General features: G+C 65.4%; 10 protein-coding genes. 1 reads left to right on the forward strand and 9 read right to left on the reverse strand.

Annotation, left to right across the window (positions count from 1 at the left end; all coding sequences use genetic code 11):
- The first annotated feature begins 191 nt into the window (after positions 1-191).
- Positions 192-986 carry an amidohydrolase family protein gene (locus C1A15_RS01170; RefSeq protein ID WP_101720883.1) on the forward strand — a complete coding sequence of 265 codons (795 nt, stop codon included), beginning with the start codon at positions 192-194 and terminating at the stop codon, positions 984-986.
- Between the two features lie 302 nt (positions 987-1,288).
- Here C1A15_RS01170 and C1A15_RS01175 read toward each other — a convergent pair whose 3' ends face one another.
- From C1A15_RS01175 to C1A15_RS01215, 9 genes are all read right to left on the reverse strand, one after another.
- Positions 1,289-2,608 carry a hemolysin family protein gene (locus C1A15_RS01175; RefSeq protein ID WP_101720884.1) on the reverse strand — a complete coding sequence of 440 codons (1,320 nt, stop codon included), beginning with the start codon at positions 2,606-2,608 and terminating at the stop codon, positions 1,289-1,291.
- Between the two features lie 152 nt (positions 2,609-2,760).
- A complete protein-coding gene (locus C1A15_RS01180) occupies positions 2,761-4,149 on the reverse strand; it encodes a nucleobase:cation symporter-2 family protein (protein ID WP_101720885.1) in 1,389 nt (462 codons plus the stop codon).
- Positions 4,146-4,721 carry a xanthine phosphoribosyltransferase gene (locus C1A15_RS01185; protein WP_101720886.1) on the reverse strand — a complete coding sequence of 192 codons (576 nt, stop codon included), beginning with the start codon at positions 4,719-4,721 and terminating at the stop codon, positions 4,146-4,148. The genes C1A15_RS01180 and C1A15_RS01185 overlap by 4 nt, the downstream gene beginning before the upstream one ends.
- A 130-nt stretch (positions 4,722-4,851) precedes the next feature.
- Positions 4,852-5,244: a hypothetical protein gene (locus C1A15_RS01190; RefSeq protein ID WP_101720887.1), complete on the reverse strand. Its 393-nt coding sequence runs from the start codon at positions 5,242-5,244 to the stop codon at positions 4,852-4,854.
- A 302-nt stretch (positions 5,245-5,546) separates the two neighbouring features.
- Complete coding sequence (locus C1A15_RS01195) at positions 5,547-7,031, reverse strand: basic amino acid/polyamine antiporter (RefSeq protein WP_101720888.1); 1,485 nt, start codon at positions 7,029-7,031, stop codon at positions 5,547-5,549.
- Between the two features lie 186 nt (positions 7,032-7,217).
- Positions 7,218-10,103 carry an o-succinylbenzoate synthase gene (menC, locus tag C1A15_RS01200; protein ID WP_101720889.1) on the reverse strand — a complete coding sequence of 962 codons (2,886 nt, stop codon included), beginning with the start codon at positions 10,101-10,103 and terminating at the stop codon, positions 7,218-7,220.
- Between the two features lie 48 nt (positions 10,104-10,151).
- Positions 10,152-10,991: a 1,4-dihydroxy-2-naphthoyl-CoA synthase gene (gene menB, locus C1A15_RS01205; RefSeq protein ID WP_101720890.1), complete on the reverse strand. Its 840-nt coding sequence runs from the start codon at positions 10,989-10,991 to the stop codon at positions 10,152-10,154.
- A 302-nt stretch (positions 10,992-11,293) separates the two neighbouring features.
- Complete coding sequence (locus C1A15_RS01210) at positions 11,294-14,077, reverse strand: phosphoenolpyruvate carboxylase (RefSeq protein ID WP_101720891.1); 2,784 nt, start codon at positions 14,075-14,077, stop codon at positions 11,294-11,296.
- Between the two features lie 146 nt (positions 14,078-14,223).
- Positions 14,224-15,129: an alpha/beta fold hydrolase gene (locus C1A15_RS01215; RefSeq protein ID WP_101723639.1), complete on the reverse strand. Its 906-nt coding sequence runs from the start codon at positions 15,127-15,129 to the stop codon at positions 14,224-14,226.
- Between the last annotated feature and the right edge of the window lie 19 nt (positions 15,130-15,148).

Genomic DNA, 15,148 nt, shown 5'->3' on the forward strand with positions numbered 1-15,148 from the left:
CGCTCGGTTGCACCAGCACATCTGGTAGGCAAAGCCCGCAATTTCAGGTTGCGGCTCGTTTTTGCGTGCGAAATCCCCAAGAACCGGCCTTTGATTAATGCGAGGCCGAGTCCGATGCTCTACAATCGGAAACGAAACACGCGGGCCGTACGGCCTCAACCTCAGCATCTCACCGTGAAGGAGCAGCGCCCATGGCCGTCATCGATGCCCATGCCCACATCTACCCCCCGAAAATCGCATCGCGGGCTGTCGACGCCGTCGGCGATTTCTACGTCATCGACATGTTCGGCGAAGGCACGGTGGAGCATCTGCTTTCCGCACAGCAGCATGCGCCCATCACGCACTTCATCGTGCACTCGGTGGCCACGACGCCGGGCAGCGTGGAATCCATCAACAACTTCATCGCCGAGCAGTGCCGGCTGCACCCCGAATTCATCGGTTTCATGGCCATGCACCAGGACTATCCGGAGCCCGAGAAGGAAATCGAGCGCGCCATCGGCCTGGGCCTCAAAGGCATGAAGCTGCACCCCGACACGCAGCACGTGAACATGGACGACCCCCGGCTCATGAATGTCTACGAGATGATCGAAGGGCGCCTGCCCATCGTCATACACACGGGCGATTACCGCTACGACTACTCGCACCCGCGCCGTCTCATGAACGTGCTGAAGGCATTCCCGAACCTCGTCGTGGACGCGGCGCACTTCGGCTGCTGGTCGCGCTACGAAGTGGGCTACGACATCCTCCACGATGCCGAGAATCTGTTCGTGGACGCATCGAGCTCCCAGTTCTTCCTGGGGCAGCGCCGCACGGTGGAACTCGCCCGTATGTGGGGCACCGACCGCATCATGTTCGGCTCGGACTACCCCATGTGGAATCCGGCCGCAGAGTACGACCAGTTCGTCACGGCCGGCTTCTCGGAAGACGAGCTGGAGAACATGTTGTGGCACAACGCCGAGCGCTTCGCCGGCGCGAAGGTGAGCTAGCGAGCGTCTTCCCCGTGGCGCAAAGGCGCCCGTTCGCGCTCTATGCAGCAATTTTGCCCGCTTCTGCAACTTTTTCGACTTTGTGGCAGATTCGCGCTCGGGAGCAAGCTTGCTACCAGGCATTTTGCAGCAGCTTCGAAACGGCGCTGTCGATGGCGGCTGCCGACGCAACAAAACCCCTGATGGCGCTTCGCCCTCTTTGCCACAAAGTCGAAAAAGTTGCAGCCGCCGCGCCGAACCACGTTCGACACGGCGGCTGCCTTAGCGCGAAGCGAACCCGAATGCGATCGGCCTGGGCGACGCTAGCCCGCCGGCTGATCGGCCGACCGGACAACGACCACGCGGATCTTGTCGATGCGATGGCGATCCATGTCGACCACGGTGAACGTGGCCTTGTCGTCGCCGTCCTCAACCGTGACGGAATCGCCCTCGTCGGGGATACGGTCGAACACGGTGAGCAGCAGGCCGCCCGCCGTCTCGCACTCTTCGGACTCCACAGGCTCGAACCCGATGAGCTCCTCCACCTCGTCCACCGGCATGGAGCCGTCGATGAGATAGCTGCCGTCGTCGAGCTGCACGACCTCGTCCGAACCGCCGTGGGCGTACTCGTCGTCGATGCGACCGACGATCTGTTCCATGATGTCGCTCATCGTGACGATGCCGGCCGTGCCGCCATGCTCGTCGATGACCACGGCGATTTTCGTGCGCTTCTCCTGCAGCGTTTGCAGCAGCTTCGCGATGGGCACGCTCTCGGGTACGGCCTGAATCATGCGAATGCGCAGGTCATCGACTGTCGCGTCCTTGGGCATCGTGTAAAGGTCCTTCACGTGCACGAAGCCGACGATGCGGTCCTTGCTGCTGCGGCACACAGGATAGCGCGTGTACTTGTACTGCAGCACGGTCTGGAGGCTCTCCTCCAGCGGATCGTCCAGGTCGATGCACACGACATCGGTACGCGGCGTCATGATAGCCTCGGCGTCTTTGTCGCCCAGGTCGAAGATGTTGTCCACGTATTCGTTCTGCTCCGGATCGATGAGGCCGCTTTCGGTGCTCTCGTCGATGAGCAGCTTGATCTCCTCGTCGGTGTACACCTCGTGCTCGTTGGCCACGTCGTGGCCGAGCATCTTCATGACGCCGTTCGTGATGCTGTTGAACAGCCACATCACCGGGTACGTGATGCGATAGAACCACACGAGCGGCGTTGCCGTGAACAGGGCGTAGCGTTCGGTGGAAAAGATGGCCAGCGATTTCGGGATGAGCTCGCCGACAACGATGTGCAGTGCGGTGATGATGACGAAGCCGATGACGATGGAGATGCCGTGCGTGGCGGCCTCGGGAACGTTGAGCGCCTTGAACAGCGGCTCGAACAGCGCGGACACCGCAGGCTCGCCCAACCAGCCGAGGGCCAGCGACGCGAGCGTGATGCCCAGCTGGCAAGCGGAGAGGTAGGCGTTGACGTTGTCGGCGACGAGCCTGGTGTACTTGGCGCCCTTGCGATTCTCGTCGACGAGAATCTCGACTTGCGACTTGCGCACCCGCACGAGCGAGAACTCGGCGGCGACGAAAAACGCATTCATAAGCAGGAAAAACAGAACGAGCAGCAAACTGAGTGCTATGGGCATAATTGCGGATGGTCCTCCTTAATATGACTATTCGCCATGTAATCGTACGGCATTACCCCACCCGGTCATACACCCGTTACCGGAAACCCGCAGGTTTCCATAAGTAGGGGCCACGCGATCATGCGCGGCCCCTACTTCGTTGCCCTCGCGCGCTACACCGCAGCCAGCTCGCCGTCCTCTTCGATGCTCGGCGGTGCTTCCTTGGATGCTTCCTCGGACGCGGTCGCCACGCCCTCGACGCCGGCATCCTTCGGCAGCACAAGGTTCGCCACCACGGCCACCAGGAACACCACGGCCACGCAGTTCTGCGCGAACACGCTTTGGATCAGCTCGGGGAAGTTCGCGAACAGCGCAGACACCTGCGTGAAGCCGATGCCCACGGCCAACGACAGCGCGGCGATGAGGATGTTGCGCTGCGAGAAGCCTGCGCGCGCGATCATCTGGAAGCCGCTGACGATGATGTTGCCGAACATCATGATGGTACAGCCGCCCAGCACCGCCTCGGGCAGCGACGCGAACACCACGCTGATCACCGGCAGGAACGCAGCCAGCACCATGATCACGGCGCCGGTGGCGATGGCCTTGCGGTTCACCACCTTCGTCATGGCCACGAGGCCCACGTTCTGCGAGAACGACGTGATGGGCAAACAGCCGAAGCATGCCGACAGCGAGCTGACGAAGCCGTCGCACGCGATGGAGCCGGACAGCTCCTTCTCGCGCACCTCGCGATTGAGGCCCACCATGGTCAGCGCCGATGTGTCGCCGATGGTCTCGGTGGCCGACACGAGGAAGATGAGCGTCACCGACACGATGGCGCCCAGATCGAACTCGGGAGCGAACGGCATGAGCTGCGGCAGCGCGAACAGCTGCAGGTTCTGAAAGCCGCTGAAGTCCACCGCACCCATCACTACCGCGCATGCGTAGCCGATGACCAGGCCGAACAATACCGAAAGCTGCTTGGTCTTCCCCTTCGCCAGCACCTGGAACGCCAGGCACGACACGAGCGAGATAGTGCCCAGCAGCAGGTTCTGCGGCGAGCCGAAGTCGGGCGCGCCGGTGCCGCCGCCGAACGAGTTCGCGCCCACGCCCAGCAGCGAGAACCCGATGGAGGTCACCACGACGGCAGCCACGATGGGCGAGATGATGCGGCGCCAGTACTTCGCGAACAGGCCCAGCACGCCCTCGATGATGCCGCCGACGATGATGGCGCCGATGGCGACGTTGTAGCCGTACGTGGCCACGATGCCGGTGAGCACCGTGACGAACGTGAAGCTGATGCCCATGACGATGGGCAGCCCCGAGCCGACGCGCCACAGCGGGAACAGCTGGATGAGCGTGCCGATACCGGCAATGAGCATGGCGCTTTGAACGAGCATACCGACCTGATCGTCGGCTAACCCCGCGGCCGTGCCCACAATGAGGATGGGCGCGAGGTTCGCCACGAACATGGCGAGGATGTGCTGGATACCGTAGGGAACGGCGCGGACGACGGGGATGTCGCCGTCGAGCTTGAACAGCTCTTCGTGATCGAATGCTTTCATCTAAACGCGATCTCCCCCGTCTCGGGATCCATGCCCTCCACGATGGCGAGCGATTCGAGGCGGTACCCGCGCTGGCGCAGGTCGTCGCCGCCGGGCTGGAAGCCCTTCTCGATGGCGATGCCGATGCCCTCCACCGTGGCGCCCGCTTCGTCGACGAGCTCGATGAGGCCGTTGAGCGCGCAGCCGTTCGCCAGGAAATCGTCGATGATCAGCACGTGGTCGTCGGCGTTGAGGAACTTTTTGGACACGATCACGTCGTACACCCGACCGTGCGTGAACGACTCTATGCGCGTCGTGTACATCTCGCCGTCCAGGTTGATGCTCTGCGCCTTCTTGGCGAACACCACCGGCACGCCGAAATGCCGCGCCACCACGCACGCGATGCCGATGCCCGACGCTTCGATCGTGAGGATCTTCGTGATGGGGGCTTCGGCGAACAGCCGCTTGAACTCCTCGCCCATCGCGTCGAACAAATCGATATCCAGCTGGTGGTTGAGGAAGCTGTCCACCTTGAGGACGCCTTCCGACTTCACCACCCCGTCGCGTCTGATGCGTTCCTCCAAAAGCTCCATGCGTTTCCTCCGTCCGCCACCCCGGACCCGTCGATGCCCGCCGAATGTTGTATCGACCAGTGTACCCGAGCATGCGCCCGAAGGGGAGGGGGCAACCCGTTGCGCGGGAAAGCGCAGGAAAGGAATGCGGCTAGCGAGATGCAGGAGAGCCGACGCGCAACACGCCTTCGCGATACTCCCGCAGGAACGCGCGACCCTGCTCGGTAACCTGGTAGGCGCTTTCGCGCTGGCCGCCATCCTCGCGGAAACAGGCGACGGCTCTGATGTAGCCTGCACGAGCGAGGGCGAGCTTGACGTTGCGCAACCGAGCGGGCGTGATACACAAATCGGACTGGAGCACATGGCGCGAGACGAGCGCGAACGAGCCACCGGGCGGCGTGTTCTCGATGAGGTACCCGAGGATGGCTGCCATAGTCTCGCGCGTTTTCGCCTGCGGTTTCTTGCAGGGACCCTCGTACGGAATCGGATCGCCCGGCACTACCGTCTCGACAGCCATGGAGCGCACCCGCGTCGTTTCGTTCATACCTCCCACGTCCTCCCGCGTTTTTTCGACCTCATTTCATGAGTATTCAACATATAATGCCCCCCCCCCCGGACGCTTTGTCAAGCAGAAGGGGCGTACCGGGTTGAATTCACATCAAAATGATGGGGAATTCGTCGGTGCGAGACCGAACGTGCGGAGTTCATGCTACAAGCTGCAAGGCCAGCAGCAGCGGGGCAGACGGTTCGCGTGCGAAGCCCGTCCGAGCGCGGAAAGCGAGAGAGGCCGCGCTCGCAACGAGCGCGGCCTCTCGAGGAAGCAGGGTACGCGAGACGCGAAGGGCGCTACAGCACCACTTGCCCGGTGAACAGCAGCACGAGGGACACGACGGCGGCGACGAGGATGATGGCCACGACCACCTTGTCGACGGCGCTCTTCAGGTACGGCTCGTTGCGCTCCTTCTTGCCCTTGATGTACATGAGGATGCCCGGCGCGTACAGAAGCGACATCAAGGTAAGGCCCACCGAGCCCGAAGCCCACGCCAAGAAGAAGCTGTACACCACGCCGAATACGCCGAAGATGCGCCACACCACGAGGCTGCCGCCCACTTTGCCCTTGAACGCATCGGGCTCGGTGAACGTGAGCTTCGCGAAATACGCGGCCGACAGCAGGTACGGCAGCAGAATCATGCCGGCCGACAGCGCGTAGAAGAACTGGTACGTGCTGTCCGAGAACAGCATGATCACGAGGAACGCTTCGATGATGATGTTCGTCACCACGAGCGTGACGATGGGCGCGCCCTTCTTGTTCGTCTTGGCGAAGGCCTTGATGAACACGCCCTGCTCGGCGGCCTCGTAGGGCGACTCGCTCGACAGCACCGTGTAGCCCAGCATCGCGCCGACGAGCGACAGCACCACGCCGCCGTTGATGAGGATGGCGCCCCACTGCCCCACCGCGTGCTCCATGACGCCGGCGAGCGCCGGATTCTCAAGCTGAGCCAGCTCGGACAGCGGCATGACGCCCATGCTGAGCACGCTCACCATGAGGTAGATGCTCAACACGCACACGAACGCGATGATCGTGGCCTTGCCCACGTCGCGCTCCTTCTTCGCACGGCCGGAAATGGCCACCGCGCCCTCGATGCCGACGAACACCCAGATGGTGATCATCATGGTGTTGCTCACCTGGTCGAAGAACGGCAGGCCCGGCTCGGCGCCCTGCGACATGTTCGCGAGGAAGATGCCGAGATCGAACTTCTGGAAGAAGATGATGGCCGTGATGGCCACGAAGATGGGCACGAACTTCGAGATGGTGATGACGGCGTTCACGCCCGTGGCCTCTTTGATGCCGCGCGACACGAGGAACACGTAGAACCAGATGAGGATGCTGGCGCCGATGACCGACGGCAGATTTGTGCCGCCGCCGAAGATGGGGAAGAAGTACGAGAGCGCGCCGAACAGCAGCGCCGAGAAACTGACCGTGCACAGCAGCGCGCTGATCCAATAGCCCCACGCGCTGTTGAAGCCCAAAAAGTCGCCGAACCCGGCGTTCGCGTAGCTGTAGATGCCGCCCTTCAACTGGGGCTTGATGCGCGAGAGCGCGAAGAACGTCATCACGAGGCACAGCACGCCGACGCCCGAAATGCCCCACGCCGTAAGGATGGCCGCACCGCTGGCGCCGCCTGCCGCCTGGTCGCCGGCCAGCGTGAACACGCCGCCGCCGACGATGAGCGTGATGACCGTGGTGACGAGGCGGAAGATGCCCAAACCGCCCTGCGGCTGGGGGATGTCCGGAGCTGCGGACGGATGGTGCGATGCGGATTCGCTCATGTAATCACCGTTTCCTCGTTGAACAACTGGTAGCATGATACTCCACAACGCTGCATTCCGGCACACCGTTATGCAACATTTTGCATGCGCCTCGTCATCCCGAACGATACCGAATGAGACAAAGGGACGGGGTAAACGTCTCATTTTGCATGCAAAATGAGACGTTTACCCCGTCCCTTTGTCTCATTACGTGATGACGATGCGCTCTACCAGCACGTTCTCCAACGCCGAACGGTTGAGATCGCACCCCAGGCCGGCAGCATGTCCTTCGCGGTTGAGCGTCACCATGCCGCGCTCGGCCGTGTGGGGCGGATCGGTGATGTCGCAGGAGAAGTAGCGGGCCGTATCGCCGATATCGCCGGGCGCGCGCACCGCGTGCAGCGTCTCGAACGCGGCGTGCAGTCGCTTGGACACGCCCGTGTCGTACATGCCGCCCATCCACACGTCGATGCCGCGGGCCTGCGCCAGGCGCACGAAGTCGAGCGCCGGCTGCACGCCACCGCATTTCCCCAGCTTGAGGGCGTAGCAACGCAGCTCGGGATGCGCCAGCGCGCGCGATAGGTCGTCGGGACGCACGATGGATTCATCGAGGCAGATGGGGGTGCGCAGCGCGCGCTGCAGCCGCGACAAGCGGCTGAACAGGTCGGTAGGACCCACGGCGGGCAGGCGGCGCGGATCGAGGGGCTCCTCGATCCAGGCGACGTTCAGGTTGTCGAGACCGCGCAGCTCCTCGGCTTCGCGCTCCGAGAAGCTCTGATTGGCATCGAGCGTGATCATCATGTCGGGCAGCGCCGCGCGCACGGCCTGCGCGCAGGCGAGCGCGCCTCCCGGCTTCACCTTCAGCTTCACGCGTTTGTAGCCCGCCTCGGCGCACCGCCGGGCGGCAGCCGCCGTTTCCACCGCGGAGCCCAGGCCGATCACCGCGCCGGCCGGCACGCTCGTGGACGCGCCACCGGGAGCGCCCGCAGGCGCGCCCGCACCTGCGGCCCCAACTTCCCCGCCGATGAGCTGCCGCAACGGCTTCCCGACGATCTTGCCGTACAAGTCCCACAACGCCGGCTCGAGCGCCCCGCACGCCAGCGGGAACGCCTGGGCCTCGGGAAGGGAGGCGAAGGCGGCGCTCACCTCGCGCGGATGAAGGAAGGCCTCGTGCAGCACGAGCGGCGCCAGCAGGTCGTGGAGCACCCGGACGTCCTGATCGAGCACCTCGGGCAGGTACCAGTCGGTGGGGAACGCCACGCACTCGCCCAGGCCTGTGCGGCCGGCGTGATCGGTCACTTCGACGATGACGGACTCGCGATGCGTCAACGTGGCCTTCGCCGTCTTGAAGGGCGTTTTGAACGGCAGGCGAATGCGGTGCAGCGTGACGCGCGCCACCTCGATGCGCTGATCGTAGAGCTGCTCGAGCGCGGCGCGGTCGACCTTGCCGATGCCCGAGCGCGGGAACTCGTCAACCACGCACACGTGCTTGGGCAGGTACAGCTTCGATAGGCGCGGCGCGAGGCTGGCGCGGATGGTGGTTGCGAGCTGGCGGTTCGTCATGGTCGCACGAGGATTGGCCTGCTCCCGCTGGTTGAAGCGGCTCGTCGTCGGGCGCGGCGCGGGCACCTTCTCGCGCTCGACGAACGCCACGGGCCTCCGGCCCCATCGCGCATCGGGCGCGCCGAACACGTGCGCGTCGGCCACCCCGGCCACGCGCAGCAGCTTCTCCTTGATCTCGGCCGGGTACACGTTCTCGCCGCCCGACACGAACATGTCCTCGGTGCGCTCCTTCACGAACAGCTTGCCGCCGTACAGCGCCGCCGTGTCGCCCGTCAGGAAGAAGCCGTCCACCGTGTAGGCCGCGCGCGCGTTCAGGTACCCGCCGAACAGGCCCGGGCCCTTGACGGCAAGGCGGCCGAACCCGTCGTCGCCGGGATCCACGATATGAGCCTCGTAGCCGGGCAGCAAACGCAAGCCGCCGGTGAACGAGGCGGTCACCTGGGCATGGGCGATCTGGCTCGACGTCTCGGTCATGCCGTAGCTCGCGTACACGCGCGCGCCCGCGCGGCAGGCGCGATCGAGCGTTTGCGGGTTGAGCGCGCCGCCGCCCAGCAGGATGCACGAGTAGCGTGCGAGCGTTTCCGGCTTGTCCACGACCAACATGTCCTGCAGCATTTTGTCGACCACCGACACGTGCGTCGCGCCCTTCTTCGCCGCATCGGACAGCAGGCGCGCCGCGTCGAAGCGTCGGTACAGCACGAAGGGGCAGCAGTTCAGCACGCTGCGCACGATCACCTGAAAGCCGCCGATGTGATAGAGCGGCAGCACGGCCTGCCACAAGCCCTCGCCCTGGCGATTGAGCGCCCGGTTGGACGCTTCGGATGCGAAGCAGATGTTTCCCCACGTCAGCGATACCGCTTTGGCGCGACCCGTGGTGCCGGACGTGAACATGACCACCGCGCGAGCATCGAAGTCGAACACGTGCGAAGCGTGCTCGGCGAAGTGGATGACGCTTTCGGCCGCATCCTGCTGCGCCATCTCGCTGCGGCGTCGCAGCGAGGCGCGGCCCGAGCTGGCGCGCCCGAGAGCCTTCGTGGTGCGAGCCTCGGCGGACGCCGCGTTGACGCGCGCCGCAAAGCTGGGACGCACGCCGCGCTGCGACGCGCGGGCGGAGCCTTGCGCACCGAGAGCGTTCTCGCCCGCGAGCAGCGCCTGCGCGCCGTCGACCAGGCGCGAGGCGTTGGTCTCATCGATGCGCAGCGATGCCAGCGACACGTCGGGCTTGCGTTCGATATCGAGCAACCGGCTGTACTTCTCGGCATCGGTCAGCCGGTTGTTGAGCGTCACGAGGGCGAAGCCGCCGTACGCGGCGGCCAGCATGAGCAGCACGTACTCCGGGCAGTTCGGCAGATCGACGGCAACGCAGTCGCCGGGCCGCACGCCGCGTTCGAGCAGGAGTCGGGCAAGCGCAGCGGACAGCATGCGCGCCTCGCGGTACGAGTACGCCGTTTCGTTGCCCGCCTCGTCAACGTACGTGAAGCACGTGCGCTGCGGACACTGCCGCATCATGCTTTCAAACGCACCGATCATCGCTGCCGGATTCCTGCCTTTCGGTCGTGCCCTCGCTAACCTGCGATCCTAGGGAAACTTGGGGAACTGGGTGAAGTCGGGAGCGCGCTTCTCCTTGAACGCGTCGCGACCTTCCTTCGCCTCGTCGGTGGTGTAGTACAAAAGCGTCGCGTCGCCGGCGAGCTGCTGGATGCCGGCCAGGCCGTCCGTCGCCGCATTGAACGACGCCTTCATGAACCTGAGCGCCGTGGGGCTGAACTGCAGCATCTCCTGCGCCCAGCTCACGCACTCGGATTCCAGCTCCTCGAACGGCACCACCTTGTTCACGAGGCCCATCTCAAGCGCTTCGGCAGCCGTGTACTGGCGGCAGAGGTACCAGATCTCGCGCGCCTTCTTCTGGCCCACGATGTCGGCCAAATAGCCCGCGCCGTACCCCGCGTCGAAGCTGCCCACCTTGGGGCCGGTCTGGCCGAACTTGGCCGTCTCGGCCGCGATGGAGAGGTCGCACAGGATGTGCAGCACGTGTCCGCCACCGATGGCGTAACCGTTCACCATGGCGATGACGGGCTTCGGCACCACGCGGATGAGGCGCTGCAAGTCCAGCACGTTGAGGCGCGGGATGTTGTCCTCGCCCACGTAGCCGCCGTTGCCGCGAATCTTCTGGTCGCCGCCCGAGCAGAACGCCTCGTCCTCGTGGCGACCGCCGTGGTTGACGCCGGTGAGGATGATGACGCCGATGCTGGCGTCGTCGCGCGCTTCGCTGAAAGCGTCGTACAGCTCGTTGACGGTGAGCGGGGTGAATGCATTGCGTCGCTCGGGCCGATTGATGCTGATTTTGGCGATACCGCCTGCTGTTTCATAGATGATCTCGCGGTATGCCTTGCCCGCCTGCCACGCAATGTCGCCCATGGCCGTCCTTTCGTCGCGCGATCCGACAAGGCGGATGCGCCGTGTGTAGAAGGGGATCTCCAACTAGATGTCTGTATAGTACCGCGTATCGCGCGTTTTCGCACCTCATAGCAAAATTTCTCCGAAAAGAACCGGGAGAATGGACCGTTGGTTGAGGCGAAACGACATGCCACCCGGGTGGCACAAGCAACGAGGGGGAGGCGGCGGCGAGACAGTGGGACGGGGGTCATGTCTCATCGTCGATGAGACATGACCCCCGTCCCACTGTCTCGCCAACCCCGTCCCCCACCTCGCTTCGGGCGCTACCCCGTGTTCTGCAAGCCGGCGGACACCCCAGTCACGGTGGCCAGGATGAGCGCCAGGTATTCGGCCTTTGCTTCGTCGGAGAGCTCCTCCTGCTGGCTGCGGATCACGCGCAGCGCGCGCACCTGCGCGAGCGACAGGGCGTCAACGTAGGGGTTGCGCACGCGGATGGCGCAGCCCAGCACGCGACGATGCTCGAGCGGCCAGTCGTCGCCCACGATGGCAAGCGCCCACGAGCGCGTCAGCCGCATCTCCTCGAACACCGTCTGCGCCAAGTCGTCGCGATCGCCCAGCGCCAGGTACATCTTCGCGATGCGTCCGTCCGTTTTGGCGATGGACATCTCGATGTTGTCGATGAACGTGCGGAACAAGGGCCATTCGCGATACGCGCGCTGTAAAAGCTCCAGGTCGCCCACCTGCTCGCACGCGGTGCCCAGGCCGTACCAAGCTGCCAGGTTGATGCGCGCCTGCGACCACGAGAACACCCAGGGGATGGTGCGCAGGTCGTCGAGCGACTGGGCGCCCAGGCCGCGCTTGGCCGGGCGGCTGCCGATGGGCAGCAGGCCCACCTCGGCCAGGGGCGTGACCGTGGAGAACCACGGCGCGAAGCCGTCGGTATGCAGCAGGTCCAGATAGCGTTCGTGCGCGATCTCGTTCAAGCGCGCTGCCGCCTCGGCGAACCGCTCCGTGGCCTCGGTGTTGACGCGCTCCACCGACGGCGCCGAGTTCATGAGCGTGGCCGCCGCCACGCTTTCGATGTGACGCAGCGCAAGCGAGCGGTTGCCGTAGCGAGCGAAGATGACCTCGCCCTGCTCGGTCACCTTGAACCGGCAGTTCACCGAGCCCTTGGGCTGCGCGAGCACCGCGCGGTTGGCTGGCCCGCCCCCGCGACCCACCGCCCCGCCGCGTCCGTGCATGAGCACCACGTCGATGCCGCGTTCCTCGGCCCAGCGGGCGATGCGCTCCTGCGCCGAATGCAGGGCGAGCGTGGCGGTGACGGGGCCCGCGTCCTTCGAGGAGTCCGAGTAGCCCAGCATGACCTCCATCCGCCGACCCGTCTGCTCCAGGCGGCGTTGCACGGGCGGCAGCTGCAGCATCTCGTCGAGCACGTCGACGCAGTTCTCCAGATCCTCCAGCTGCTCGAACAGGGGGATCACGTCCAGCTCGGGCACGTCCTGCGCGTGGGAGAACGCGAGCTCGGCCAGCTCGTACACGTCGGCCATGTGGCGGGCGCTCTTGGTGAAGGACACGATGTAGCGCCGTGCCATCTTCTGCCCGTAGCGCTTCTGGATGGCTCCGATGGCGCGGAACGTGTCGAGCACCTCGCGCGTCATGGGGTCGAGCTTTCCGAGCACGCCATGGGCGCGGATGTCGGCCAGCGCGCGTTCGTGCACGAGCGAATGCTGACGGAACTCCATTTCCACCATATGGAACCCGAACGTCTCCACCTGCCAGATAAGCGTCTGCACGGGCCCGTACGCGGCGCGCACGGCTCCGGCGCGCGCGAGCGAGTCCTGCACCGTGCGCAGGTCGGCCAGCAGCTCTTCGGGCGAGGAGTACATGATGTCGGCATTGCGCGCCACCGTGCCTTCGAGGCGCGCGGCCATCACCAGCATGACGGCGCGATGCGGCTCGAAACCCAGGTCGTCGGCCACCCGCCCCGTCAGCGTCTCGCTCATCTCCACGAGCTGGCTCCACAGGTTCATAAGCTCGTCCGTGGGCGCGGTGTGCCGCGATTCCAGCGTGAGGTTGCGCCCGATGCTGCGGCATTCCTCGGCCAGCTTCGACACCATGTGCGCGAAGTACTTGGCCGCAACCCGGCGCGAAACCTTCGCGGTGACGTTCGGGTTGCCGTCGCGATCCGAGCCGATCCAGCTGCCCGGGCGGAAGAACGCCGGGCAGACGGGCGGCACGGTGCCGGCCTCCTCGCCCAGCACCCAGTCGTCGAAGCGTCGGTACACCTGCGGCACCGTGTCGAACAGCGTGCCGTCGAAGATGTCGATGATGGTGTCGGCCTCCTCGAGCGGGGTCGGCTTCTTCAGCTCGGTGGGCGACGTGCGCACGAGCGCGTCGATCTCCTGCAGCATGTGGCGCTCGTTCTCGAGAAGGGCCGACCCGCCCAAACGGGAATGCTCGTCCAGCAAGGCGGCGATGCGGCGGATCTTTCCCTCCACCGCTTTACGGCGCGCCTCCGTGGGATGCGCCGTGAACACGGGATGGAATTCCAAGCGGCCGAGCAGCTCGGCCGTGCGTTCGGTGCCGACTTCGTCCAGCAGGCGACCGTACGCCACGACCAGCTCGTTCGAGGTGTCCACCGCCGACTCCATCGACACGTTGCGCTCCAGCTCGCGCAGCGTTTCCACGCGGTAATTCTCCTCGGACAGGTTCGCCAGGTGGAAGAACGACGTGAACGCGCGCACCACCACCTGCGCCTGATCCACCGGCAGCGCGTCGATGAGCTCGACGGCCTCGCGGAACGCCCGCGCGCCGTCGGTGTCCGCCGTGGGAATGCCCTGGGCGTCCGTGGGCTCCTCTGCTGCGACGGTGCCGGGGTTGCCCTCGTTCGCCCTGATCACGCTGTTGAACAGACGGTCGAAGAGGGTGCAGATGGCGGGATCGTACTCCTTGAGCACCTTGCGCTCCATGCGGAGGAACAGCACGAGGTTGTCGCGCAAGCTCTCCGGTATCTCGATCTCCGTGTAGGACTTGATCGCCTCGGCGGTGTCCGACGCGCCGAGATGGCGGTCGAGGGATAGGGTTGTTCCGCCTTCGAGATCGGCCATGGTGCCTCCTGTGTCGTGCATGATCGGTCGTTTGGCCATTATACGCGTTGCCGTCCTATGGGGCTGGGCAGTGAGACAGAGGGACGGGGTAATTGTCTCATTTTCATTTCGCAAGCGAAATGAGACAATTACCCCGCCCCTCTGTCTCACCCCGCCCCCGAGAGGAACGCCGCCGTTTCGCGCACGAAGGCATCGGGTGCTTCGAGGTGCGTGCTGTGGCCCGCGCCGGGCACGATGCGCACCGTCGCGCCTATCTCGGCGGCCTGTGCCGCGAGGGCACGGTATTTCGCATCGCGCTCGCCCGCCAGGTAGAGCAGCGGCGTGCCGGCCTCGCGCAGGCGCGCGAGCGTTTCAAGCGTCGTCGTCCGCGCGGGCATGACGTGCTGGCCGGCGTGCTCGAACGTGCGCGCAAGGGCCTCGGCGTCGTTCGCCAGGCGCCCCGCACGCACGCGAGCACGCACGTCGGGAGGTAGCTCGCGCTGGCTGGCGAACAGGGGGAGCTGCTCCCAGAATTCCATGAAAGCCTCCAGGCCGTCCGTGCGCAGACGCGCCGCGCAGGCGGCATCGCGTTCGGCCGCCGCGTCGCGTTCGGCCTGCGTGGCGGGGCCGAAGCCGACCGCTTCCAGAATGACGCCCGAAAACACCTGCGGGTCGCGGCCCAGCGCGGCGAGCGTCACGCGACCGCCCATCGAGTAACCGAGGATCGCAGGACGTGTTCCCTCGTCGTCCGCGAGCTTGCGAGCAAACGCGAGCAGCGCGTCGGCCTGCGCTTCCAGCGCATAGGCCTGCGGGTCGGCAGGGCGCTCGCTTTCGCCATGTCCCGCCAGGTCGAGCGCGTACACGGACCGGCCGGCCGCCGCAAACTCGCGCGCCACGGCATCCCACGATGCGGCGCTTTGGGCGAACCCGTGCAGTAGGACGAGCGGCGCAGGGGGCACAAGCGGAGTCGCGGCGGCGGCCTCGGGCGCAGCGGCCGTGGCGGGCGCAGGCGCCCACACACGGTACGCGTACGAGATTCCGCCGAAAGAGAAAGAGCTCACCGCGTCGTCCACGCTGCGCCCCCAAACGAAC

The organism is Eggerthella timonensis (assembly GCF_900184265.1).
Lineage (GTDB): Bacteria > Actinomycetota > Coriobacteriia > Coriobacteriales > Eggerthellaceae > Eggerthella > Eggerthella timonensis.

Excerpts from the sequence above, each read along its gene's own strand:
- C1A15_RS01170 (WP_101720883.1), top strand. The coding sequence starts at position 192 with ATGGCCGTCATCGATGCCCATGCCCACATCTACCCCCCGAAAATCGCA.
- C1A15_RS01175 (WP_101720884.1), bottom strand. The coding sequence starts at position 2,608 with ATGCCCATAGCACTCAGTTTGCTGCTCGTTCTGTTTTTCCTGCTTATG.
- C1A15_RS01180 (WP_101720885.1), bottom strand. The coding sequence starts at position 4,149 with ATGAAAGCATTCGATCACGAAGAGCTGTTCAAGCTCGACGGCGACATC.
- C1A15_RS01185 (WP_101720886.1), bottom strand. The coding sequence starts at position 4,721 with ATGGAGCTTTTGGAGGAACGCATCAGACGCGACGGGGTGGTGAAGTCG.
- C1A15_RS01190 (WP_101720887.1), bottom strand. The coding sequence starts at position 5,244 with ATGAACGAAACGACGCGGGTGCGCTCCATGGCTGTCGAGACGGTAGTG.
- C1A15_RS01195 (WP_101720888.1), bottom strand. The coding sequence starts at position 7,031 with ATGAGCGAATCCGCATCGCACCATCCGTCCGCAGCTCCGGACATCCCC.
- menC (WP_101720889.1), bottom strand. The coding sequence starts at position 10,103 with ATGATCGGTGCGTTTGAAAGCATGATGCGGCAGTGTCCGCAGCGCACG.
- menB (WP_101720890.1), bottom strand. The coding sequence starts at position 10,991 with ATGGGCGACATTGCGTGGCAGGCGGGCAAGGCATACCGCGAGATCATC.
- C1A15_RS01210 (WP_101720891.1), bottom strand. The coding sequence starts at position 14,077 with ATGGCCGATCTCGAAGGCGGAACAACCCTATCCCTCGACCGCCATCTC.